This is a genomic window from Kiloniella antarctica (assembly GCF_042682825.1).
GTDB classification, from domain to species: domain Bacteria; phylum Pseudomonadota; class Alphaproteobacteria; order Kiloniellales; family Kiloniellaceae; genus Kiloniella; species Kiloniella antarctica.
This window is the reverse complement of the sequence record NZ_JBHUII010000013.1, coordinates 1-20,643: the sequence shown is the minus strand read 5'-3', so window position 1 is coordinate 20,643 and position 20,643 is coordinate 1. Positions and strand designations below refer to the sequence as shown.

Sequence of the window (20,643 nt, the reverse complement as noted above, 5' to 3'; positions counted from 1 at the left end):
CAAATTGGTGCGAATTCTAAACAGAATCTCTTGTCTGGCTTTATCTTGTTGTCAGTTCATGAGTTATTTAACTATTGCTTATTATAAAAGTAATTTAGAGGCTTTAATGATTAAAAATGTAGTGTTTGATTTTGGTGGAGTGCTTATCGATTGGGAGATAAGGCACCTTTATCGGTCTATTTTTTCTGATCCTGATGAAATGGAGATCTTTTTAAGCGAAGCTTTTACATTTGAGGCGAACCATAGATTAGACGCTGGCGAAGCTTTTCATGATGTTATTGGAGAACTGCAAAATAAGTTTCCTCATTATCTCGAACCTTTAGAGGCAATTTTGACTCGTTGGCCTGAAACTCTTGGGGGAGCAATAGAGGGAACTGTTGATATACTAGAGCGTTTATACCAACAAGGAACACCGCTTTATGGTCTTACAAATTGGTCGGCAGAAACCTTCAAATACGCTGAGGAGTTTCCTTTTATGCAGCGATTTAAGGGAATAACCGTTTCCGGGCAGGTCAAGTTAGCCAAACCCGATCCCCAAATATATCACCGACTGCTCAGTGATTTTTCCTTAAAAGCGCAAGAGTGCCTCTTTATTGATGATCGCAGCGATAATGTAATGATTGCAAAAGATCTTGGATTTCATGGGGTCCAGTTTATCGATCCAGCTTTGCTAGATAAGAAGCTTATTGAGCTTGGTGTGTACAGATAGAGTACGTTAAATGTGAGAAGCGATCCTTACCGTGGAGCTGCAGCCCGCTTTAGACGATCGTTAATTGCTAGGCCAAGACCTTCATGGGGGATAGACATTGCTGCTATTCCCCTAATCTTGACCGGCATGTGATTTTCTTTGGGAGAATCTAAATCGTGCAGTGCTGCAAAAAGATTTGCTGCAGCTTCTCTCAGGTCTGCTTTTTCACTTAGGTTGTACATTGTTGCTGCGCCGGTCAGGGGGGCGGGGCCGAAAGCGAGCAAGGCTTCGTCTGGTTGAACGGTTGTTGCGTTTAAACGCAAAGGTAAGCTTGGTGCATAGTGGCTTTTGAGTAACCCTGGTGATTTAAGCTCAGGAGCCGTTGCTTGTGACGGTTTCTCTGCTTTACTTTCCATAAGTGACTGGCCGAGCTTTATGGGACCTATTACTGATTCAATTTCGGTTTGTGTCAAACTTCCTGGACGTAAGAGAACAGGTATAGGACCTGTGAGGTCAATAACAGTGGATTCCAACCCTAGTGAACAAGCTGGTCCCTCAAGTATACAGGGCACGCGAGCTCCCAGAGAGCTGACTACGTGTTCTGCTGTTGTCGGGCTAATCTTTCCTGATGCGTTTGCACTCGGTGCTGCCAAAGGAAGCTGGGATTTTTCTAAAAGTTGATGTGCAATAGGATGACCTGGGACACGAACGGCAAGGCTATTTAATCCTGCAGAGCAGATTTTAGCTATGTCACAATCGCTTTTCCGCGCTAAAACCAGTGTCATGGGACCTGGCCAGAACGATTGAGCCAACGCCTTAGCCTGCACTGTGAAGATTACACGTTTCTCAGCTTCGGTAGAATTTGGAAAGTGAACAATCAGAGGATTGAAACTTGGTCGCCCCTTGGCTTCGTATATAGAGGCGCAGGCAATCGAATTTGTGGCATCTGCGCCTAAGCCATAGACGGTTTCTGTTGGAAACGCGACCAGTCCACCTGAACGGAGTATATTACAGGCATGATCAAATCCATTTTGATCCGCAGCAAATACATTGGCGCTCTTTTTTGGTGGATGAGGGGGCATCTAAATTGTTTCCAGATCCGTTAGTTTCTTGTTTTCTATAAATTCTTAATCGTTGTCTATTTCTTCGTCATCATCAAGATCAAAACCGACATCAAGATGCTCACCCTCGGCGACAAAATATGGGTTTTTAAAGCCAAATTTACCATAGGTCAGGGGATCGCCATCAGGATCACTAAGATGGCCCCCAGCGGCGAGCAGTACAGCATGTGCGGCTGCTGTATCCCATTCCATGGTAGGACCAAATCGTGGGTAAAGATCAGCACGTCCTGCAGCAATTAGACAAATTTTGAGAGAGGACCCTGCACTAATTTGTTCGTACACTTTACGTGTATCCAAGAAGGCTTTGAGATCATCGTTATCACCATGTCGTCTGCTGGCTACGACAGTTGCACCTTCTGCTGGGATATTTCGCACTTGCGCAACAATGGGCTCGTATCCTTTTTCAAAGAATACACACATTTCCGCGGAAACCCAGGTAAGGCCTTTGGCTGGTGCGTGAACAACGCCGGCCACAGGGACGCCGTTTTCAATTAAACCGATATTGACGGTAAATTCACCATTTTTGCTAATGAATTCTTTGGTACCATCCACAGGATCAACCAACCAGAAAAGGCTATGATCAGGATCAGAACCAAGATCCGGAATTTCACCTTCAGATGCGGCTTCTTCCGATATCACTGGAATGTCAGGGGTAAGTGTGTTTAAGGCACCAAGAATAAAAGCCTCTGCAGCTTTGTCTGCTTCTGTCACGGGTGAAGAATCAGATTTATTTTCGACCAAGATGCCTTCTGGACGATTGTAGATTTCCATGATGATGTTCCCTGCACGTTCAGCGATGATAAGCAGTGCGTTCATGAGATCGCGGTTGTCATCGTGAACAGGAATCTCGGCAGGAATTTGCAACGGGCCCATGGTCTTCTCCTTTTGTGGCGTTAACTGGTGATCCAATCCCTTAAGGCAATTGAAGATTCAGCAAGCCATAATGATCATCTCTTGGTTCTGCTGGTAACTTATCTATCCTGAGCTGTCTAGGTTTTTGCTTCTTAATCAAACCAAATATAGGGCAGTTTACATAAGAATGTTATATCTTCTGTATCGACATTACTTTCAGAGGTTGCAATAACCGATAGAGGGTGGCATTTCTGCTTTTGTAAATTCACAGGGCTTTTGTGCTACTGTTTCTTTCTTTCTGCGGAGTTTTCTGTGTCAAAAAGCTTTTTGTTAACAATAGCCTTTTTATCAATATTGATAACAGGGTGCAGCGTGACGAAACCATCTGAGAGCTCTTTGTCGCATCTCTCCTCCTCTTATTCTAAAGACCAGATGGGGTATTGTTTTGGCCATGGTTGTAAAAACAAAGGAATGATTGAAATCGATGAAAGCCAATGGATCGAAATTCAATCTCTTTTTGCGACAAAAAAACTCACTCCTGATTCTGAACGTAAGGCTATCGCAATTGCCATAGGGAGGATTGAAAGAATAGCTGGAGATCAGAACGGAACCTCTAAGGATAAGGCCGGAACCTTTATGAGTGACGTGGGGAAGAACCAATTGGATTGTATTGATGAAGCGGTAAATACAAGTAATTTTATTGATCTACTTCAGCGAGACGGTCTAATTAAACACCATGAACTTCGACAACCTATTCTACGAAGCTGGGTCAACGGAAACATTCTTCATGCAACAGCCGTTTTGGAACAGATCGACAGCCCCCTAGAGGAAAAGACCACTTTATGGTCTGTTGACAGCTCCTTTTTTAAGAACGGAGAAAGTGCAACGGTTGCGCCGCTTACATTGTGGCAACAGGGCTGGGTTCCAGAAGGTGGCGTTAATTGAGAATTATACTTAAGCCTCAGTTTGAAGTTTATAGAATCATCTTTAGATAAAGTTAACGGTACAGAAAGAGTTTTCCGATAAACAGGAAGTAAGAGTAGGTACAATAAATCTACACTATATGCTGAACTTGTGATTGGAGTTACTTCATGTTGAAGCCTGCCGTGATAATTCTGGCCATTGCTAGTATTGCTCTTACAGCTTGCGGTAAACCTTTGGTTAAACGTGATCAACAGCCACAAACAACCCACAGTCAATATAAAGCGCTTACTTGGAATGACTGGGGGCTTTTGGGTGATAGAGCTGCAACACGGATCGTCATGGATTTGGCTGCGGCACCTGATTTTGATGTGGCTTCTGTTGTGGATGTCTCTCCGCCATCTTCGGATGGGAAAAGTGATGCTCCTGTTAGTTATGGTTCATCGAAACCCTTTTATATACAGCCGGGTCCCGTTGATATGCCGTTTGGCCGTGCATTCAAACGGATACTTGAAGACAAGCTTTTGACAAAAGGGGTTCCTGTTGTAACCTCGCCCAAGGGGGCAATCGTTGTAAACTATCAAGTTCAAAGCTTTTTCTATGACGACAAAGGGTATCAATTACCAGCCTCACCAGAATCGGTCTTTGGTCTCGCGACGGCTATTGGCATCAAGGAATATGGTAATTGGGGGACACTTACCACAATTGGGGCAGGTTTAGCTGTGACAGAACTTGTTCGGGGCTTAATTGATTTTGGCGCTGTAACCAATGCGGAAATGGTATTGACCACGACAATTGCGCATGGCGCGGAGCTTCTTCATCAGAAATCTGAGGTCATCTATATACGCCCCGAAGAACTGGCTTTGTATATGACAAGTTTTCCTGCTGATCGTCCCATTAGGACAACAGCAACTGGCGAAGAAGAGAAATTGCCTGTTCGTACAATCGCAATCGTGACGCAGTAGGGAAAAAGTTAATGATAAAGAGTATTTTCGTTTCTACTGTTATTTTGTTTGGTCTTACGGCTTGTGCGCCGGATTCATATAATCTGTATAGTGATCCTGTTCCTGAAGCCAATTCTGTCAGTGCCGCGAACCTTCTTCCTGAAGTGTATAATGCTGCTGATACGTTGGTATACACTTCCAGCCAGAACTTGGATCGCAACGCTTCTGTTCTTGTGGCTTCTATTGTTGATGTTGATGCTCTTGAAACCAGTTCAACATTTGGACGGACCCTAAGTGAACAGCTATCAGGACGCATTGCCCAACTTGGCTATAGTGTGTCGGAAGTCAAAATGAGAGATTCTCTTGCAGTCAGACCGCATCAGGGAGAGTTAATGCTTTCACGTGATTTAGCTTTTCTGGCAGGTCGTCAAGATGCGCAGGCTGTTCTTACAGGAACCTATTCTATTGGAGAGCATAGTGTCTTTGTAAATTTACGGCTCCTTCGCGCGGGCGATGGCCGTATACTTTCGGCGACAGATTTTCGACTAAACAAAGATGCCGATATTTCTTCCATGCTGCCAACAAAAACACAAGGTGGTTGGGTTTTAGTTCAGTAGAGAAAAAATATTCCAGCCGTTCGCTTTTGTGTATTTCAAAACGAGGAATTAGCGGGACATATTAATAATGAAAAGCCCTGTTTTTACAGAACTTTTCATTGATTAGAATATATTCGTAAATTTTAAGGTTAAGTTCTTTCAATACGACATGTGAAACAGTTATTCGTTGTTGATCGTGCATGAATGTAAGAAATTTTCTCATTTTTAAACATGTCGAGGGCGGCTTCTTTCACTGTTTCTGATTTAACAGTTTGGCCAGTACCATAGACGATCCTGTTATCAGCGTTATAACCGCGTAAAAGTGTGTTGCCCTGGGAACGGATATTGTCAGGAAGCTCTTCGTTATCCTGGTGTTCTTCACAAAGATCACTGTGAAGGAAAATTGGGCCCGTTTCTGCATAGGGTTGTTTGTCCTCAAAAGGACGGTAGGAAAGCACAAGAACACCTTCATTATTTAGGATTGGCTTTAGGCAGTGACGACATGGAAACCCAGATCCATCAGAGATCATGCGCTCTGGTTTTTGTCCGTTTTCGTCATGTCCGCCGCATTGTAATAGTCTGGCTTTTTTATTCGGGATACCTAAAAAGCGAACTCGGGATGTATTCTGGTCTGTCATCGTTTCCTCCATTTGTTTGTTGAGAAGAGAAAACCAGAAATAGGTGTGTTGCTTCTATCTATTTCTTGCTTTTGTATTTATAAAGCAGGAAAGGCCCCAAAAGTGGGGCCTTTCGTTCATGAAAATCAAAATTCTTAACTGGCTAGGTTTGTTCGCTCAGGTAAGGATTCCATTTTTTGGCGGTAGAGAATAATATCTTCTATCGCGACAACAGGAAGACTGTGCTTCTGTCCAAAGGCAATAATCTCGGGTAACCGTGCCATCGTACCATCAGGATTGGTAATTTCACAAAGAACTCCTGCGGGTTTCCATCCTGCCAAGGCCGAGAGATCACATGTCGCTTCTGTATGACCTTGGCGTGTTAGTACGCCGCCTGTCATCGCGCGGAGCGGAAAAACGTGCCCTGGGCGGGCAAGGTCATCCGGTTTGCAATCATCAGCAATGGCGGTTTTGATTGTGGTGACCCGGTCTGCTGCGGATACTCCTGTTGTTACGCCAGCTTTGGCTTCAATCGTCACTGTAAACCCAGTCCCCATGGAAGAGTTATTGTCACTGACCATTTGGGGGAGCTCGAGAGATTGCAGTTTTTCATCTGTCATACATAGGCAGACAATACCACTGCACTCACGGATAAGCATCGCCATCTGTTCATTGGTAAGTGTTTCTGCCGGAAAAATGAGATCACCTTCATTTTCCCGATCTTCGTCGTCAACGACAAGAACGCCTTTGCCTTTCCTCATGGAAGCGAGGGCCTTTTCGACACGATCATAAGGGGTGCCGAATTGGGCCAGCAAAGACTGGTGTGTATGATCGTTTGCGATCTGATTCATGGTTGTCACTCCAAAAAAGCGGCGTAACCAGAATCAGGGCGTGTTCAGAAAGGACGTTTGTATTACTTAGAATTTATAAGCCATACACACGCACGCGCCAGAACCCTACAGGGATAACTAACCTGAGTGCTCTTGCCTATCCTCTCCCATCCGGACTGTTACCGTCGGCTCTGGAGTTTCACCAGATCTGCTGACCCCTTAATAATGAGAAGGATCTATAGAAAGACACTTCTCATTATTAAGGGCGCTCGCGGGCTTCTTTCTTAAACTTGAAAGTTACCGCCGGTCGGGAATTTCACCCTGCCCTGAGAACAAGCGCCTAAATGCACATATCTTTCCCTAAAGTGATTTCTTTAGCGAAAGATGAGATAAATCTAGACCATTTTTTCCCTCTTAGGCAAGTTGGAAACCGTCTCTTTTGACTTAATCCGCGACTTGGATCAGAAGAGAACATGTAATAGAATCTACAGGGACGAACAAAATGAACATCAGGCATTATTGTGATCAGGACAAAAACGGAGTTATCAAACTTTGGCAAGAAGATGAACCAACCCCTTCGCCTTGGAATGATCCAATTGAGGCTTTGCTAAAGAAGCAAATATTCCAGCCTGGGTTAATATTTATTGCCGAGGAAGGGGGAGAAGTTGTCGGGACAACTATGGCTGGATATGACGGACATAGGGGGTGGATTTACAGCGTAGTTGTTGATCCTCTACATCGCCGTAAAGGGGTTGCAGCGAGCTTGCTTGTGTATGCAGAAGCGGAACTTGGAAAACTTGGATGTGTGAAAATCAACCTTCAGGTTCGGGATGGAAACGATGGAGCCGTGGCTCTTTATAAAAGCCTTGGTTATTCAGTAGAGCCAAGGGTAAGTATGGGAAAAACGATTGAGGCGTGATCCTTGCTATTTATATTTTTTTTTGTGTTTGGGGCGCCATGTGTCTAGCCATCGGCCGAATTTATTTCCTGTTTCCCTAGTTCTCTCACTCGCGGCTTCTGCAGAGGAAGAGATGTCGTTGACAACGTCAGAAACATCTTCCAGAGCAGGGTCGATATGGCGACGTTTTATCCGGGTTATAAATGCCCAAATCATATAACCAAGAACGGCCATTGATATAAAAAAGAACGTATTGAACCAAGGGATGATTAACTGGTTTGGTCCCTCTGCGCGTCTAATGTCTACGGCGTTTGGGAAGAGGGATAAAATTGGAATACGCCAGCCATAATGAGTAATAACAACCCAAATGGGGGCTGCCTCAGTTGAAATCCAAGCTTGAGATTGTGCCTGTAAATTACCGGAATCAAATTTCAGATAAGGCGGCCAGTGCCAGTCGGTATCTTCATTTCTGTAAACCCGCGGGGTTGCATTTGGCCAGGCTGTATTCACAAAGCGGACGTCGCGCGTTCTTTCGGGATTTGTTTTAGGGGCCTCAGTGTCAAATAATCCGAAAGTATCCATTCGTTTCACGTCTGTTCCGACGACACGGACGATGTCTTGTCCAGGTAGATTGTAATGAAGAAAGCCACCGAGAAGAATGATGATCATAAGGCCCAAAGCCCACTTTACTGTTTGCATTTGGCACCTCACATAAAGTTAGCAATAAATAAAAGTCCGAAAATTATAATCAGTGGAACCGCATAAACCCCTAATAGGAGTTTCTTTTTTAAAGAATGATCATAATTTGAAATGCCCTGAGTAATATAGTTTTCGAGTTCTTGATCAGGATTTGTTTGTATAGAATCTTTAGGTGAGTTCGCCTTATATTCAGCAACCAGTTCGCGTTTTTTGTCCCATCTGTAATAGAAAGACAAAGCAATATAAATAACGGTTAAAATGCCAAATATAATAACAAGCCGAAACAACCAAAGTATCATTAGATTGTTCCTCCCCAAGGGCCTTTAGTCTTTTTTCGGGTAGATGGGGTTGGTTTTTTTCTTGAGTAATTCGGAACGGGATATTTCCCCCAGGGTTGTTTAGGTGGAGCTTCCCTTTGATTTCTATCGTGTAATTCTTTGAGTGCGGCAGGGCTATCATCGCCAAATAGTTCGCGTCTTACCTTGGTCTTGTCAGAAAAATACTCTTTGCTCAGAAAATCTGTGGCGTAGTTTCTTTTGGCATCATTCCATGTTGAGTAAGATGTATAAAATGCTTCTTTATGGCAAATAAAAAGTTGTAAAATATCCTGTGGCATTAACTCTGCAAGCAGCATATTTACCAGATCACGGTCAGGATGAAACTTGGCTCTAACGCTATAAAAATAAGCGGGATGTTCTGGCGATAGAGTTGGTTTTTGCCCCCCTTGTTCTAACCAACGGAGCAAATCATTGAGTCCCTCAAATTCATCAGGAAGGTTTTTTTCAGTACGTAAAGCCAAAGAACGCAATTCGTAGCGAGATAAGTCTTTAACCGTTATCCCTTCGGAAGTGAGGTGTTCGACCATGATAAAATCAAGTCGTTGCAGAATGATGTCCTTTGCATCGAGATCCTCTGCATCAATAAGAGGCTGGATGAGTTTGTTTTTTTCAAGAAAGGCAGCAATTAATGATCTGTTTGAAAAATTGAGAACAGTTTCGATGGGAAAGTCGAGGAATTCATCTTTGGGTATCTTAGAAATAACAACGGGAAGCTGTGTATCCCGAAAAACGTAGACACCATCGAAATGGGTTGTGTGAAAATTACCTTGCTGAAAGCTTTTGTTTTTTAGGGTTACAGGGTATCGCCTGATATCTCCGGTCTCTTTGGCGAGGTTGATCATTTTTGAAGCGAGTTCGTCGTTCCACCAACCATCTGGTTCGATTTGAAAGCGTTCAACAAGCTTTGAGAGTTCGGATGCTTTGGCAATAGCACGTTTAACAGTATCAGCTTCAATGCGAATTTGCCGAATATCTAAAAGATGTTTTGCGTTTGAAATTCGGTAAACAGAATTCATTAATTCCCCAAATACAGCGTCGCGTGATGTAAGGGCAAATAGAGCAGTTTCATTTTCAACAATGAACTTTTTCAAGATAGATCTGGAAGTTGAGAAGTTCATGTTTAAGAGAGGGGAGCGTTTTTGTTCGACGCTAAGGAGTATAAACTGTCGGTTACAGCCATGGGGGTTTAAGTAACTATGGTCCTCAAATTCTTCTGCTATTTCCGGTGCAAATCCAGACAGGTCGATATGAAAGCTGCTTAATAACGTCCGGCGTCCGGTCAACTTTTCAAGGGCTTCATTATATCGCTCAACAAGGGCTGGCGTCGCAACTTCAAAAAGGTTGCCATACATTAAGCCTCGTTCTACCAACCGCATCATGAGTTTTAGCCCTGTTCGCCAGTTGTGTCAGTGTACCGGCGACGCGCTTCTGCATGGCGTTGCATTTCTCGGACATGGTTTTCTATCGCGACTTCATCAGACTTACCTGAGTAGCGGAACTCACTATCGGCATAGCGGTTGATTTCCTGAATGACCATGTCGACTGTAATAGGTTTGGCAAGATCGGAAATCATGTTCTTTTTGGTGTCATAGTCCTTGGTTAAAAAAAGGTCAGGTTGGTCCATCCATTCATCCGGCAGCTCGAAATCCATCGCCCGGACCTTGACCGCATCCGTGATATTCTTAATGGCACGACCCGTAAAACGTTCGTCGGCTTCTTGAATAGCTTTTAGGTACAATCCGAGCTTTGCAATAGTATCCAGTTCGCCAATCGTTTCTTGAACACGGTCAAAAACGGATACCAAGCGTGTTTCTGATGGACGGGAATAACCGTCATAAGAAGCAGCAACAGCTTTGTTGATTTCCTGTGCTGCGTAAAGATCGTGTTCACCTAGCGGGATTTCGTGACGCTTTCCCAAGAGGAGATGTAGGATATCTATGTAGTCGTCTTTAGATTGGGGACCGTCGACTAAAAACCGAGCACCTGCTCTTTGTCGTAAGGCGTCATCCACCTGTTCGGGATAGTTTGAAAACATACCAAAGGTACAGTTGCCCCTAACCACTGTGTTGGCTCCTGCAAAACTTTCCATAAGTACGGCTGTGATTTCCTGTTGGCCGGCAGATGATTGACGATCACCTCGTTTACCTGCGATTTGGTCGATGTCATCAATGGTTCCAAAGCCGATAACCTGAGGGTCCAGAACCGTTTGGATAAAGGCTTTGGCATTTTGTGCTGATTTACCCTGGTAGCTATCGATTGAATCTGTCGACAGGTTGGCATAACGGAAGGGATAGCCAGCATTGTTACAGTATTCGTTCAGCAAGCCCGCCATCATCTGGATCAGGGTCGTTTTCCCGGTCCCAGGTTTACCATCGCCCATGAAGGTAAAGATAAACCCACCCAGTTCAGCGAAGGGATTGAGGTGTCGATCAAAGTCATAGGCCATAAGCATTTTAGCCAGTTTCATGGCCTGATACTTCGCGATGTGGTTGCCGACGACCTCATGTGGCTTCTTGAAGGTCATAATCAACGAAGTGCTTTTGCTTTTGCTCGCCGGGGTAAAGCCGTCAATTTGAAAATCATCAGCCTCGACCTGATAACTTACACTTTTAAAGCTATCCAAACGTGGTGCATTTTGTGCTTTCAGAGAGATCTTCTCCATCAGCCTTTCGCAAAAGGTTGAAACAACCCGAATGACTTTGGTGTCATCTGTTGCAAACAACGCAAGCGTTTGGTCGAGTTCCCAAAGGGCACCATGTAGGGCGAGTTGTGGGTTGTCGGTTAAAATTTCTTCTACTTCTCCAATATCCAGTTCTCCTTCACCAGCTTCTGCAACCTGAGAGGAGAGCAGAAACGTGGTCATGCTCGCGAAAACTTGGAGGGATATCAAAGAGGCTGCGGACAACAACTCAGAAAACTCTGCTTTGCGCGTGGCATCAAGTCTGCCTTCGAGGTTGTCTCTTTTGAGGTCGGAGAGGACGGTTTGATCGGCATAGAGATCTGAGACGGCGTGCGCGGTGGCCAGAGCGCGTCGCATTCCTTGTAACAGAGTGGCCTGTGCAGGGCTTGTTAGAGGGTCACTTTCATCTGTCGCTTCAATGCGGTCGATCAGATGAACGCCTTCTGGACGGGCCGTTGATTGGGTTGCCAACCCCGGGGTGGTTGATCGAAAGCGTCGTCGAACACCAATGCCGGGGGAGCGTTCGGTGGCGGTTGGTTTCGCGCCATCGCGCGGCTTTGCAATTCTGGGGGTGTGATCAAATCCTTCCAGCAAGCCTTCGGCAGCTGCGTAGTTACTTTTTATTTGATCTTCACGAATTTCCATTAAATTTTGCGAGGTGCTCATAAATATATCTCGTTTATTTATCTGTGTTAAAGGCTGCTCAGGACTTTTCCATCAGCGCCAACCACGAATTTTCTAATATTGCGTAATCCTGGGGGATCCCGGTCTTCCAAGACTTGGTAAGGTCGTTGAGGCAAAATGAGGTAATGGTTTGTTTCTGTGGCACCAGTCTCAACTTCACCGCGTGCATATTGGTTCAAATCAAAAATTTCCTGATCGATCTTACCAAATATGCCGGTAGATTGTTTACTCGTACTTTTTGAAATCAAGGATTCTACTGTCCATGCGAGACACCAGTCTAATCCAGGCTCGCCGGAGGACTCTTCAAGCACTTCTCTCAAGGGGCCGTTTTGTTGAGTGAAGGCATGTGAATACATTGGACCGATTGTTATCCGGCGCAGGGATTTGGGGTGCAGATCGCTAAAATCTTTATCAAATCCTGAGGCAATCGTTAAGAGCTTTAATGAGATAGAAGACTGAGCCAGCAAGTGGCTTTGTACCCGAGGCCACCTTTCTTCATCGTGTTGTAAGAAGGCCTGCCCGGAATCTTCCAATTTCATTATGTAAATGATGGGAAGGTTGGTCTGGCTATCAAATGTTGCCCAATGGACAAGGTAACTGCGGCGAAGTTTGTGTGATTTTTTTTGTGATCGAATTTGTGGATGATTTTGCGCCCAGAACAAGGCCCTGTTTTGGAGGTGCTCGTAATAAAGACGTTGAGACATTGCAAATTGTAATCGGCGCGGAAGTTTTAATTCATTGAGGATGTAACTGGTCATATCCTCAATTAAATTTTTCTTAGGTGGTAAGCTGCCAAGATGATGTTCTGCCTGAACACAATCATTCGCCATTTGCAGGAGTTCCCGATAAACGGGAAAGCCAGAATCTTGACGGTCAATCTCTAATTCATGGGGTAAAGCATTGGAAACGTGCCCTGCCATTAAGTGTTTATAGGATAATGCAGAAAAGGTCGAAGACAGGCAGATTAAATAACCTTCGACAATTTCCAACTCTGATTGCTCAAGGCGTCCATTTCCAGATGCCAAGGCCGCAACATCCCTCATATGTCCGATGATGCGATCAAACTTGGCAAAATATCGCCGTGTCGCCGCAGCATCGGGAAGAGGGTAATGATCCTCTCTTAAGGTCAAGTTCTTACCTTAATTTTGGCCGTAAAGATTTTTATCGTGCTTTTCAACGATACCAGCAAAGCGACGTGCAAAACGCTCGTCGGACTTAGCTTTTTCTTCCAGTACTTTTCGCGCGAACACGATGTGATCTTCGTGTTTTTCCATCATTTCAGCCATACGTTGGTTCGTTGCTGAGCCAATGGCTGCCATAGCTGTTTGTGCTTCTTGATCCGTTGCAACACCGATCTCGTTGATGCGGTGAGCAACATCTTGCTGCTGAGCCGTTTTTAAGGATTTGGTCAAGGCATCATAAAGAACCACACGTTGTTTGGTGTCTGTCTGAAGCTTATTGATGAGTACCATTTGTGTTGCGGCTTGGTTTTGCAAGGAATCAACCCAAGTTTTACCCTTTTCGATATAGCGTTCAAGGGTTTGGGACTTAGCAAGTTTGACCTGCTCTTCTTGAACCATTTCGTTGTAAGTTCCATTGAGTTCAGCAAGCTGACTTTCCAATTTGGTTCGGGCAGCGGCATCCTGTTCTACAGAGATTTTTCCTTCGAGCGTGATAATCTCCGGGTCCATTGCAAGAATGCGGGCCTTTAGGTCTTCCAGTTCACCAACAGTGGTTTCGCGTTCGTTGAGGGTTTCGGAAAGGTTCTTTTCTACGCGAACCTTATGCGTTTCAAGGACAGTCAATTGACCTTGCAGTAGGGAAACAATAACGTCCGATTTACCTATGAGATCTTGTAGTTTATCATCGATTGATGCGCCGCGAATACGCTCTTCACGCATTGAATCTGCTTTTGCGGAAGAGAGAAACCCAATGATGCTTTCCCAAGCCGTTTTTTCTCGCATGGCGTCAAAATCTTTGGAAAACCCAGCAGTTACATCATCCAGTCCCATTATGAGGTCGGCAATGTTCGCGTTCATGGAATCACTGTGGTTGTGAACGTCATCCAATGTGGCATTTTCAATATCTATGGAGACATCAGCGCCCTGTTTCATCTTTGATTGGGCTGTTTCCATACGGTTTGTAAGCTCGTTTATCTTGGCTTGAGCGTTCTCGACCTCAGCTTGAGTTTTCTGGATTGCAGTTTCAAAATTGGCCACTTTGTTGTTCCCCCAAAAGTATCTACTAATCGTATATATAGGTATTGCCTATCAATTATTCCCGTAAAATCGTACACGGCTATACACACAACGGGTAAAGAAGGCGAATAAATTTCTCGTTTATAGTGTGCTGAGAATAGCGGAGGATATTTGATAAATCAAAATGTTATTGAGGTGTTTGGACGTCAATTTGTACGACATTTGTGATTTTTGAAAACGGGGAAGCGTTTCTTATCTTTACGGAAGGAAAACATTCCTCTCGTGTTGTAAAGTTTCCTCATAGGGTTGAAGTTATTCTTGGCTGGTTTCGTCTATGTTACTCTTGGAATATTACCGTGTTCTTCATCTCGGAATGTCAAAATTTCATATCCGGTTCGTGTCACTAGAATAGTGTGCTCCCACTGCGCGGAGAGGCGTCGATCTTTGGTTGTTATGGTCCAACCATCAGGATGTTGTCGGATCGCTGCCTTGCCTTGATTGATCATCGGCTCAATGGTGAAAGTCATCCCTTCTTTTAGCTTTAAGCCTTGATTGGGAGAGCCAAAATGGGCGACGTCAGGGACTTCGTGCATGCTGGCCCCTATACCATGACCGCAAAATTCACGCACGACTGAATAGCGTTTTTTTTCGGCAATATTTTGAATAATAAAACCTATATCACCAAGAGTTATACCTGGTTTTACTTGTTGAATAGCGCTGTAAAGACAGTGTTGAGTGGTATCAATTAACTGTTGCGCAAAGGGTTTTATTTCTCCGACAGTAAACATTTTACTGCTATCGCCATAGTAACCATCTTTTAAGACAGTTAGGTCGACATTTAAGATATCCCCATTTTTAAGTCTTACTTTGTCCGAAGGCATGCCGTGGCAGATAACGTGATTAAGGGATGTATTAACGGCATATGGGTAATCGTATTGTCCTTTGCTGCCGGGTACGGCGTCAAGGTTTTGAATGATGTAGTTTTCACAGAAATCGTTAATTTCCATAGTTGATATGCCTGGCTTTATAATCTCGGCAACGGCTTCAAGCACTTTTGCCGTTAAGGCGCCAGATCTTCGCATTCTCTCAATTGCTTCGTCTGTCTTAATGACTGGTTTTCCGGGAAGCATATCAAGCTGTTTTCTGCGCAGTGTGCGCGGATTGACTGTTGGCGATTTCGTGTTGATGTGCTGCGTCCAACATCAGCGCAAGGAGGTCAGTATAACAGAGTTGAGGATGACTTTCGGCCATCATACCGACTTTCATCCAGTGTTCGGCCTGTGCATTAATAGATCGTGTCATTGCCTTGCTGGCAATACGTGTTTTTTCATGCATATCACCAGATATTTTTACGATACCCATTTTCGAATCCATATATGATTTGTATCTTTTTTGTATGCGAATTGGATGGTTCTTCGCAAGATATAATAAAGGTTCAAGCTTTTATCAATTTATCCCTGACTTTGATTTTGTTTTCTAACGTGCGGTGAACGGGGCACTTGCCTGCGATTCCAAGTAAACGTTGCTTCTGCTCATCGCTTAAATCACCGATAAGTTCAATCTTGCGTTCAAGTACGTCTATTTGGCTTTCTTTATCTTCGCAGCCTGTGCAATCCTGGATATGCTCTCTGTTATGAGAGAGCTTTACGAGGACATCTTCGAGCGGCCATTTTTTACGATTTGCGTACATTCGTATTGTCATTGAAGTACAGGCACCGAGTGCCGCTAAAAGCATTTCATAAGGATCAGGGCCATGGTTCGAACCGCCGACCGCGAGAGGTTCATCCGCAAGCCAATTATGATCGTCGGTTTGGATATTCCTGAGAAAGGCTTTATTTTCTTCAGATACAAGTACCTGCCCTTTTTCTGGGAGGGTTGGTCGTGCAGGGCTTTGAGGAGAAGAAATATAACGTTCGGCCCAGGCGGCAATTGTACGGCCGACATATACGGCATCCGCAGTATTTGTCAGAAGGTGATCTGCGTTATCAAGTGAGACGAAGCTTTTGGGATGTTTAGCTGTGACAAATATTTCACGGGCTTCGTCGATACCAACTGTGCTGTCGATTGGAGAGTGAAAGACAAGGAGGGCTTTTTTTAAATTCTTGATGTGATCCTTCATATTGTGGGCGGAAATGTCGGTGAGGAATTGTTTTGTAATGTTAAAGGTTCTGCTGCCAAGTTTAACCGCCGCAACGCCGTCTTTTTCTATGGTTTCGATTTGATCAGAAAGCAGGTGGGTTACATGATCAGGAGTGCTTGGGGCGCCAATTGTAATCACGGCTTTTGCTTCTGGAATTTGTTCTGCGGCAGCTAAAACAGCTGCTCCCCCCAGACTGTGACCGATCAAGAGGGCAGGGGCTTGGTACTGATCGCGAAGTAACCTGGCGGCAGCGACCAGATCTTTGACATTAGATGAAAAATTTGTGTTTCCAAAATCGCCATTGCTCCCACCAAGTCCTGTAAAATCAAATCTGAGAACGGCAAAGCCCTTTTCCGCGAGGCTGCGGCTAATCCTTGTAGCTGCCGGGATGTCTTTTCCACAAGAAAAACAGTGGGCAAAGAGGGCGTAACCGCTTGGTTTTTGATCTGGTAATTCTAAAGCGCCTACGAGGTCGGTTCCTTGCTGGCTTTTAAAGCTTACTTTAATTCTCTGCATTGCCCCGTCTTTCTTTTATTTAAATTTGGAATAATCCTAGCATATAAATGGTTGGCGGCAGGAAGGAGTAAAATCACATCTTGGTTATAAACCCTACTCGAATTATATTTTCGGTAAAAGTTAACTCCAACCTTGTTTCTTGCGGGTTCATTTCTTAGCTTTAGTAATATACTGTTTTATTGAAATTGAGGTTATCATGTTAGCTGTTATCTCTCCGGCAAAGAAATTAGACGATGGCGCTGCGAAAGTAGATCTACCTACAACGCTCCCTGTATTTTCTAGCCAGATAAAGGACCTGCTAACAGTAACAAAGGATTTGTCTCGTGCAGATCTTAGGAGCTTGATGAACATCAGCGATAACCTTGCTGATTTAAACTATCAGCGCTATCGGGCCTTTTCTTTTCCTTTCACCGTTGATAATGCCAAAACAGCTGTAGATACCTTTAAGGGCGATACTTACGTTGGTTTAGAAGCCGAGACACTTAACGATGCAGAGCTTACATATGCTCAAGATCACCTTCGCATCCTCTCAGGTCTTTATGGCTTGCTTCGTCCTTTGGATTTGATGCAGCCGTACCGTCTGGAAATGGGGACAAAATTGCGCAATCCTCACGGCGAAGATCTTTATGATTTCTGGGGAGATCAGATCACGGACGAGTTGAGTATTTTACTTGCTGACATGGCGGAACCAGTCTTAATAAATTTGGCTTCCACCGAATACTTTAAGGCGGTAAAGCCTCGTAATCTGAAAGGGAGAATTATCACTCCCGTCTTTAAAGAAGTCAAAGACGGTGTGGCCAAAATTATTAGTTTTCCGGCCAAGCGTGCGCGGGGAATGATGTCTCGCTATATGGTGCAAGGACGTATTGATCGTCCTGAAGGTCTTAAAGATTTTTCGGTTGCGGGGTATTCTTATCAAGAGCATCTATCTAGCGATGATATCTATGTTTTCATTCGGGAGCAGGGCACTAATTGAGCCCTTTGTCTCAAGTCAACATCCTTTGGGGCAGTGAAAGCATATGCTAAGTGGTTTGTAATGCTGCTTTGGGAAGGGGAGCTTCATGAGCGTGAGCATAAGCATGACTTTTTTGATTTTTTCATAAAGTATCTGACCCTCAGATAAATAAAGGGTACTGATACGTGTGCTTCTTAGTCTCGTTGAGTAATTCCAACAATGTAAAGCTAATGTGTAGTTTGTAGTGCGTCTACCTGTTGTTTTATAACTCGAAAAGCACCTTCAAAGCCGTGTTTTTCTAGTTGGTAGGAAATCACGCCATCGTAGGCAGTTCTGCTGATGCCAAAAGTTCGATGAGTAATGTTATCCTCAGCCAGACGATTTTCTAACTGTTCTGTTGTCGGCATTGGTAATTTGCCTCCTTTAGAACCCTCTCGTCATCTTGATCGATTGGAGAGGGAAGTTGATGCCGTGCCTATGATCTTCCTTTTTCTGTGTGTAAACTTTACGATATATGAAGGTTAATTAAAAGTTAATTTTTTATGAAGTGAAAGTTGTGATTTAGTATTTGAGGAGATCAATGAATAAAAGAGATACAGTAAATAGCGGTAATTAGGTGTTTTTTGTTTTTCACTTTGGAATAAAAGTAAGGAGGGCAGGGTTAATGTTCCCTCCTTACTTGTTCTTAACTTAGCGTCTTCTTCTACGCCGGCTCCGACCTTGATCATCCAGGCTTTCTGCCTTACCCGTTTTTTTCTCGGGGAGGGTGACTATTTTTGACAGGTTGACAAACTCATCCACGGTGTTTGGCATTCCCATGGCATTGACGAAGTGTTCCTGAAACTTTGGTTCGACGGCAGTTTCAATTTTTTCAACTTTGCTGACGACATTTTCGATCTCTTTACGTGCCTTTTTATTTAGTAAGGCAATACGTGCGCCTGTTCCAGCTGCGTTACCTGCAGATTTAACACGTTCAAGATCGCAGTCAGGGATCAGGCCTATTACCATGGCGTACTTTACATCGATATGGCTACCAAATGCGCCCGCAAGCTGGATGCGATCAACGGTTGTGACATCTAACTTTTCCATTAACAGTTTAACGCCAGCATAGAGAGCAGCTTTTGCCAACTGAATGGCACGGACATCAGTTTGGGTAACTTTGATAATAGGCTCTTTGTCACTTATTATGTAGTCAAAAGTTTTTCCGTTGGATTGAACGCGTGGAGAAACGGTTGCTTTTGAACCGTCAATTATGCCATCAGTCTGGATGATACCAGCCAGGAACATTTCCCCGATGGCTTCAATGATACCTGACCCGCAAATACCTGTTACACCACTGGATTTGGTTGCTTCAGCAAACCCTTCTTCGTCTGACCACAAATCTGATCCAATAACCCGATATCGGGGTTCAAGTGTTTCTGGATCTACACGAATACGCTCTATTGCTCCTGGTGCGGCCCGCTGTCCGCTCGTAATTTGTGCGCCTTCAAACGCAGGTCCTGTTGGGGAGGAGCAGGCAAGTAGCCGATCCCTATTCCCCAGTACGATTTCAGCATTTGTACCCACATCACAGATTAAGGTAATTTCGTCTTGTAAATGTGGCCCTTCTGAAAGGATGACACCAGCAGTATCGGCTCCTACGTGTCCGGCAATACAAGGGAGTATGTAAACCCGACCATCAGGACTGATATTCAGATCTAATTCTGATGCGTAGAGATGGATCGATGAGTTTAAGGTGAGAGCGAAGGGGGCTCCACCAAGCTCTGTCGGATCAATGCCCAGTAAGAGGTGGTGCATTACAGGATTGCCGACAAAAGTCATGCTGAGAATATCACTGCGTTCAATACCGCCTTCGTCTGCGACAACTCCGATTAGAGTATCAAGCGATTCACGAACGGCAGTGGTCATTTCTTTGTCGCCACCTGGGTTCATCATTACGTATGAAACACGGCTCATTAAGTCTTCCCCAAAACGAATTTGAGGATTCATAATTCCAGAAGAAGCTGTGACGTTACCTGTTTGAAGGTCGCATAAATGGGCAGCAATCGTTGTCGATCCGAGATCGACGGCTATGCCATAACCTTTTTCTTTAAAACCAGGCCAAAGGGCAATGATGGTTTTTTGATTTTCTACTGCAACAGTAACTTTCCATTTTTCTTTACGTAGTATCGGTTGCAGTGTTTGCAGGGTGCGGAGGTCGCAATGGAGATCGGTCAATCCCCACTGTGCTTTAAGCGCAGAGAAAAGTCGCTCTAGGTCGCCAGAAGGATGGTGCATGTCTGGCTCTTCAACTTCGACATAATGAAGCTGTATGGGGGGATCGATTTCAATCTGGCGAACATCTGCACGTTTTCTAACGACCTGCTTGTGGACCTGGCTCTCAGCGGGGACATCGATAAGAAGATCACCCTCTATCATTGCCTGACAAGAAAGCCGACGGCCTTCTTTCATACCTTTCTTGCTTGCATAGCGCTCTTCTACGCTTGAGAAGGCTGTCATGTTTGTGCAGGAACTGACAATCTTATGCTTGGCGAATTCACCTTCACCGGCGACGACCTGGCAGCGACCGCATATACCGCGGCCTCCGCAAACAGAATCAATATCTACGCCGAGATTTCGGGCTGCGGTTAGAACAGGTGTTCCTATCGGAAAATCACCGTGTTTTCCGGAAGGTGTAAATACGATATGAGCATCTTTAGACATAAGACTCTCCTTGCTCCATTTCCCCAGTTATTTACTTTTAATGCAGGCTTATAATGCCTGTCATTTGTCACTTCTTTATTTAGCCGATATTTGTCTTAAGTGTCTATGTGGCAAATATACAGATAAAATAGATCTTATGTGAAACAAACCCCTTATACCCACAAGGCTAAAGAGCTTTGGATAGGTGCTTCTTTTATTTATCTATGCACGTCGGCGACTGCGACGACCTTCACGCGCCCCACCAGCGCCTTCTGCTGCTGGCT

General features: G+C 44.4%; 21 protein-coding genes and 1 riboswitch. Of the genes, 6 read left to right on the top strand and 15 right to left on the bottom strand.

Going from position 1 to position 20,643, the window contains the following annotated elements:
- Positions 1–58 precede the first annotated feature (58 nt).
- Positions 59–709 carry an HAD family hydrolase gene (locus tag ACFSKO_RS18700; protein ID WP_380254516.1) on the top strand — a complete coding sequence of 217 codons (651 nt, stop codon included), beginning with the start codon at positions 59–61 and terminating at the stop codon, positions 707–709.
- Positions 710–735: 26 nt separating this feature from the next.
- Here the strand turns inward: ACFSKO_RS18700 and ACFSKO_RS18695 are convergent, their stop codons facing one another.
- Entirely contained in the window at positions 736–1,770 is a 1,035-nt protein-coding gene (locus ACFSKO_RS18695) for an L-threonylcarbamoyladenylate synthase (RefSeq protein ID WP_380254514.1), read from the bottom strand.
- A 45-nt stretch (positions 1,771–1,815) separates the two neighbouring features.
- Positions 1,816–2,682, bottom strand: coding sequence for a 3'(2'),5'-bisphosphate nucleotidase CysQ (gene cysQ, locus ACFSKO_RS18690; RefSeq protein ID WP_380254512.1), 867 nt, complete (start codon positions 2,680–2,682; stop codon positions 1,816–1,818).
- 351 nt (positions 2,683–3,033) lie between these two features.
- Between cysQ and ACFSKO_RS18685 the strand changes: the two genes are divergently transcribed.
- From ACFSKO_RS18685 to ACFSKO_RS18675, 3 genes are all read left to right on the top strand, one after another.
- The gene (locus ACFSKO_RS18685) at positions 3,034–3,606 is read left to right on the top strand and encodes a hypothetical protein (RefSeq protein WP_380254510.1); all 573 of its coding nucleotides are present in this window, start codon (positions 3,034–3,036) and stop codon (positions 3,604–3,606) included.
- 146 nt (positions 3,607–3,752) lie between these two features.
- Complete coding sequence (locus tag ACFSKO_RS18680; RefSeq protein WP_380254508.1) at positions 3,753–4,547, top strand: hypothetical protein; 795 nt, start codon at positions 3,753–3,755, stop codon at positions 4,545–4,547.
- An 11-nt stretch (positions 4,548–4,558) separates the two neighbouring features.
- Complete coding sequence (locus ACFSKO_RS18675) at positions 4,559–5,143, top strand: FlgO family outer membrane protein (RefSeq protein ID WP_380254506.1); 585 nt, start codon at positions 4,559–4,561, stop codon at positions 5,141–5,143.
- A 128-nt stretch (positions 5,144–5,271) separates the two neighbouring features.
- On the opposite strand, the gene ACFSKO_RS18670 is transcribed toward ACFSKO_RS18675, so the two are convergent.
- On the bottom strand, positions 5,272–5,760 hold the full coding sequence (locus ACFSKO_RS18670; RefSeq protein WP_380254504.1) for a DUF1203 domain-containing protein: 489 nt from the start codon (positions 5,758–5,760) through the stop codon (positions 5,272–5,274).
- Positions 5,761–5,894: 134 nt separating this feature from the next.
- The gene (gene ribB / locus ACFSKO_RS18665) at positions 5,895–6,590 is read right to left on the bottom strand and encodes a 3,4-dihydroxy-2-butanone-4-phosphate synthase (RefSeq protein WP_380254502.1); all 696 of its coding nucleotides are present in this window, start codon (positions 6,588–6,590) and stop codon (positions 5,895–5,897) included.
- A 134-nt stretch (positions 6,591–6,724) separates the two neighbouring features.
- Positions 6,725–6,907, bottom strand: a riboswitch (FMN riboswitch).
- Positions 6,908–7,071: 164 nt separating this feature from the next.
- Here ribB and ACFSKO_RS18660 point away from each other — a divergent pair.
- Positions 7,072–7,488 carry a GNAT family acetyltransferase gene (locus ACFSKO_RS18660; RefSeq protein WP_380254500.1) on the top strand — a complete coding sequence of 139 codons (417 nt, stop codon included), beginning with the start codon at positions 7,072–7,074 and terminating at the stop codon, positions 7,486–7,488.
- Positions 7,489–7,494: 6 nt separating this feature from the next.
- On the opposite strand, the gene ACFSKO_RS18655 is transcribed toward ACFSKO_RS18660, so the two are convergent.
- From ACFSKO_RS18655 to ACFSKO_RS18615, 9 genes are all read right to left on the bottom strand, one after another.
- Entirely contained in the window at positions 7,495–8,166 is a 672-nt protein-coding gene (locus ACFSKO_RS18655; RefSeq protein WP_380254498.1) for a DUF1523 family protein, read from the bottom strand.
- Positions 8,167–8,174: 8 nt separating this feature from the next.
- Entirely contained in the window at positions 8,175–8,465 is a 291-nt protein-coding gene (locus ACFSKO_RS18650; RefSeq protein ID WP_380254496.1) for a hypothetical protein, read from the bottom strand.
- Positions 8,465–9,883, bottom strand: coding sequence for a DUF6638 family protein (locus ACFSKO_RS18645; protein ID WP_380254494.1), 1,419 nt, complete (start codon positions 9,881–9,883; stop codon positions 8,465–8,467). Before ACFSKO_RS18645 ends, ACFSKO_RS18650 begins: the two co-directional genes overlap by 1 nt.
- A gap of 5 nt (positions 9,884–9,888) precedes the next feature.
- A complete protein-coding gene (locus ACFSKO_RS18640; protein WP_380254492.1) occupies positions 9,889–11,850 on the bottom strand; it encodes an ATP-binding protein in 1,962 nt (653 codons plus the stop codon).
- Positions 11,851–11,876: 26 nt separating this feature from the next.
- Positions 11,877–12,998, bottom strand: a complete 1,122-nt coding sequence (locus tag ACFSKO_RS18635) for a hypothetical protein (RefSeq protein WP_380254490.1) — start codon at positions 12,996–12,998, stop codon at positions 11,877–11,879.
- A 9-nt stretch (positions 12,999–13,007) separates the two neighbouring features.
- Positions 13,008–14,087, bottom strand: a complete 1,080-nt coding sequence (locus tag ACFSKO_RS18630; RefSeq protein ID WP_380254488.1) for a hypothetical protein — start codon at positions 14,085–14,087, stop codon at positions 13,008–13,010.
- Between the two features lie 311 nt (positions 14,088–14,398).
- Entirely contained in the window at positions 14,399–15,196 is a 798-nt protein-coding gene (gene map / locus ACFSKO_RS18625) for a type I methionyl aminopeptidase (protein WP_380254486.1), read from the bottom strand.
- A gap of 1 nt (position 15,197) precedes the next feature.
- On the bottom strand, positions 15,198–15,428 hold the full coding sequence (locus ACFSKO_RS18620; RefSeq protein WP_380254484.1) for a ParD-like family protein: 231 nt from the start codon (positions 15,426–15,428) through the stop codon (positions 15,198–15,200).
- 73 nt (positions 15,429–15,501) lie between these two features.
- The gene (locus ACFSKO_RS18615) at positions 15,502–16,722 is read right to left on the bottom strand and encodes a bifunctional alpha/beta hydrolase/OsmC family protein (protein WP_380254482.1); all 1,221 of its coding nucleotides are present in this window, start codon (positions 16,720–16,722) and stop codon (positions 15,502–15,504) included.
- Between the two features lie 196 nt (positions 16,723–16,918).
- Here ACFSKO_RS18615 and yaaA point away from each other — a divergent pair, with 196 nt between their 5' ends.
- On the top strand, positions 16,919–17,698 hold the full coding sequence (yaaA, locus tag ACFSKO_RS18610) for a peroxide stress protein YaaA (protein ID WP_380254480.1): 780 nt from the start codon (positions 16,919–16,921) through the stop codon (positions 17,696–17,698).
- 206 nt (positions 17,699–17,904) lie between these two features.
- Here the strand turns inward: yaaA and ACFSKO_RS18605 are convergent, their stop codons facing one another.
- Together ACFSKO_RS18605 and ACFSKO_RS18600 are read right to left on the bottom strand one after the other, a co-directional pair.
- Positions 17,905–18,084 (bottom strand): hypothetical protein, encoded by a 180-nt coding sequence (locus tag ACFSKO_RS18605; RefSeq protein ID WP_380254478.1) that lies wholly within the window; start codon positions 18,082–18,084, stop codon positions 17,905–17,907.
- 283 nt (positions 18,085–18,367) lie between these two features.
- The gene (locus ACFSKO_RS18600) at positions 18,368–20,380 is read right to left on the bottom strand and encodes an ASKHA domain-containing protein (RefSeq protein WP_380254476.1); all 2,013 of its coding nucleotides are present in this window, start codon (positions 20,378–20,380) and stop codon (positions 18,368–18,370) included.
- Positions 20,381–20,643: the final 263 nt, after the last annotated feature.

Coding starts and splice junctions, on each gene's coding strand:
- cysQ (WP_380254512.1), bottom strand. CDS start 2,682: ATGGGCCCGTTGCAAATTCCTGCCGAGATTCCTGTTCACGATGACAAC.
- ACFSKO_RS18655 (WP_380254498.1), bottom strand. CDS start 8,166: ATGCAAACAGTAAAGTGGGCTTTGGGCCTTATGATCATCATTCTTCTC.
- ACFSKO_RS18615 (WP_380254482.1), bottom strand. CDS start 16,722: ATGCAGAGAATTAAAGTAAGCTTTAAAAGCCAGCAAGGAACCGACCTC.
- yaaA (WP_380254480.1), top strand. CDS start 16,919: ATGTTAGCTGTTATCTCTCCGGCAAAGAAATTAGACGATGGCGCTGCG.
- ribB (WP_380254502.1), bottom strand. CDS start 6,590: ATGAATCAGATCGCAAACGATCATACACACCAGTCTTTGCTGGCCCAA.
- ACFSKO_RS18695 (WP_380254514.1), bottom strand. CDS start 1,770: ATGCCCCCTCATCCACCAAAAAAGAGCGCCAATGTATTTGCTGCGGAT.
- ACFSKO_RS18640 (WP_380254492.1), bottom strand. CDS start 11,850: ATGAGCACCTCGCAAAATTTAATGGAAATTCGTGAAGATCAAATAAAA.
- ACFSKO_RS18680 (WP_380254508.1), top strand. CDS start 3,753: ATGTTGAAGCCTGCCGTGATAATTCTGGCCATTGCTAGTATTGCTCTT.
- ACFSKO_RS18660 (WP_380254500.1), top strand. CDS start 7,072: ATGAACATCAGGCATTATTGTGATCAGGACAAAAACGGAGTTATCAAA.
- ACFSKO_RS18675 (WP_380254506.1), top strand. CDS start 4,559: ATGATAAAGAGTATTTTCGTTTCTACTGTTATTTTGTTTGGTCTTACG.
- ACFSKO_RS18645 (WP_380254494.1), bottom strand. CDS start 9,883: ATGATGCGGTTGGTAGAACGAGGCTTAATGTATGGCAACCTTTTTGAA.
- ACFSKO_RS18670 (WP_380254504.1), bottom strand. CDS start 5,760: ATGACAGACCAGAATACATCCCGAGTTCGCTTTTTAGGTATCCCGAAT.
- ACFSKO_RS18605 (WP_380254478.1), bottom strand. CDS start 18,084: ATGCCGACAACAGAACAGTTAGAAAATCGTCTGGCTGAGGATAACATT.
- map (WP_380254486.1), bottom strand. CDS start 15,196: ATGCTTCCCGGAAAACCAGTCATTAAGACAGACGAAGCAATTGAGAGA.
- ACFSKO_RS18650 (WP_380254496.1), bottom strand. CDS start 8,465: ATGATACTTTGGTTGTTTCGGCTTGTTATTATATTTGGCATTTTAACC.
- ACFSKO_RS18620 (WP_380254484.1), bottom strand. CDS start 15,428: ATGGGTATCGTAAAAATATCTGGTGATATGCATGAAAAAACACGTATT.
- ACFSKO_RS18700 (WP_380254516.1), top strand. CDS start 59: ATGAGTTATTTAACTATTGCTTATTATAAAAGTAATTTAGAGGCTTTA.
- ACFSKO_RS18600 (WP_380254476.1), bottom strand. CDS start 20,380: ATGTCTAAAGATGCTCATATCGTATTTACACCTTCCGGAAAACACGGT.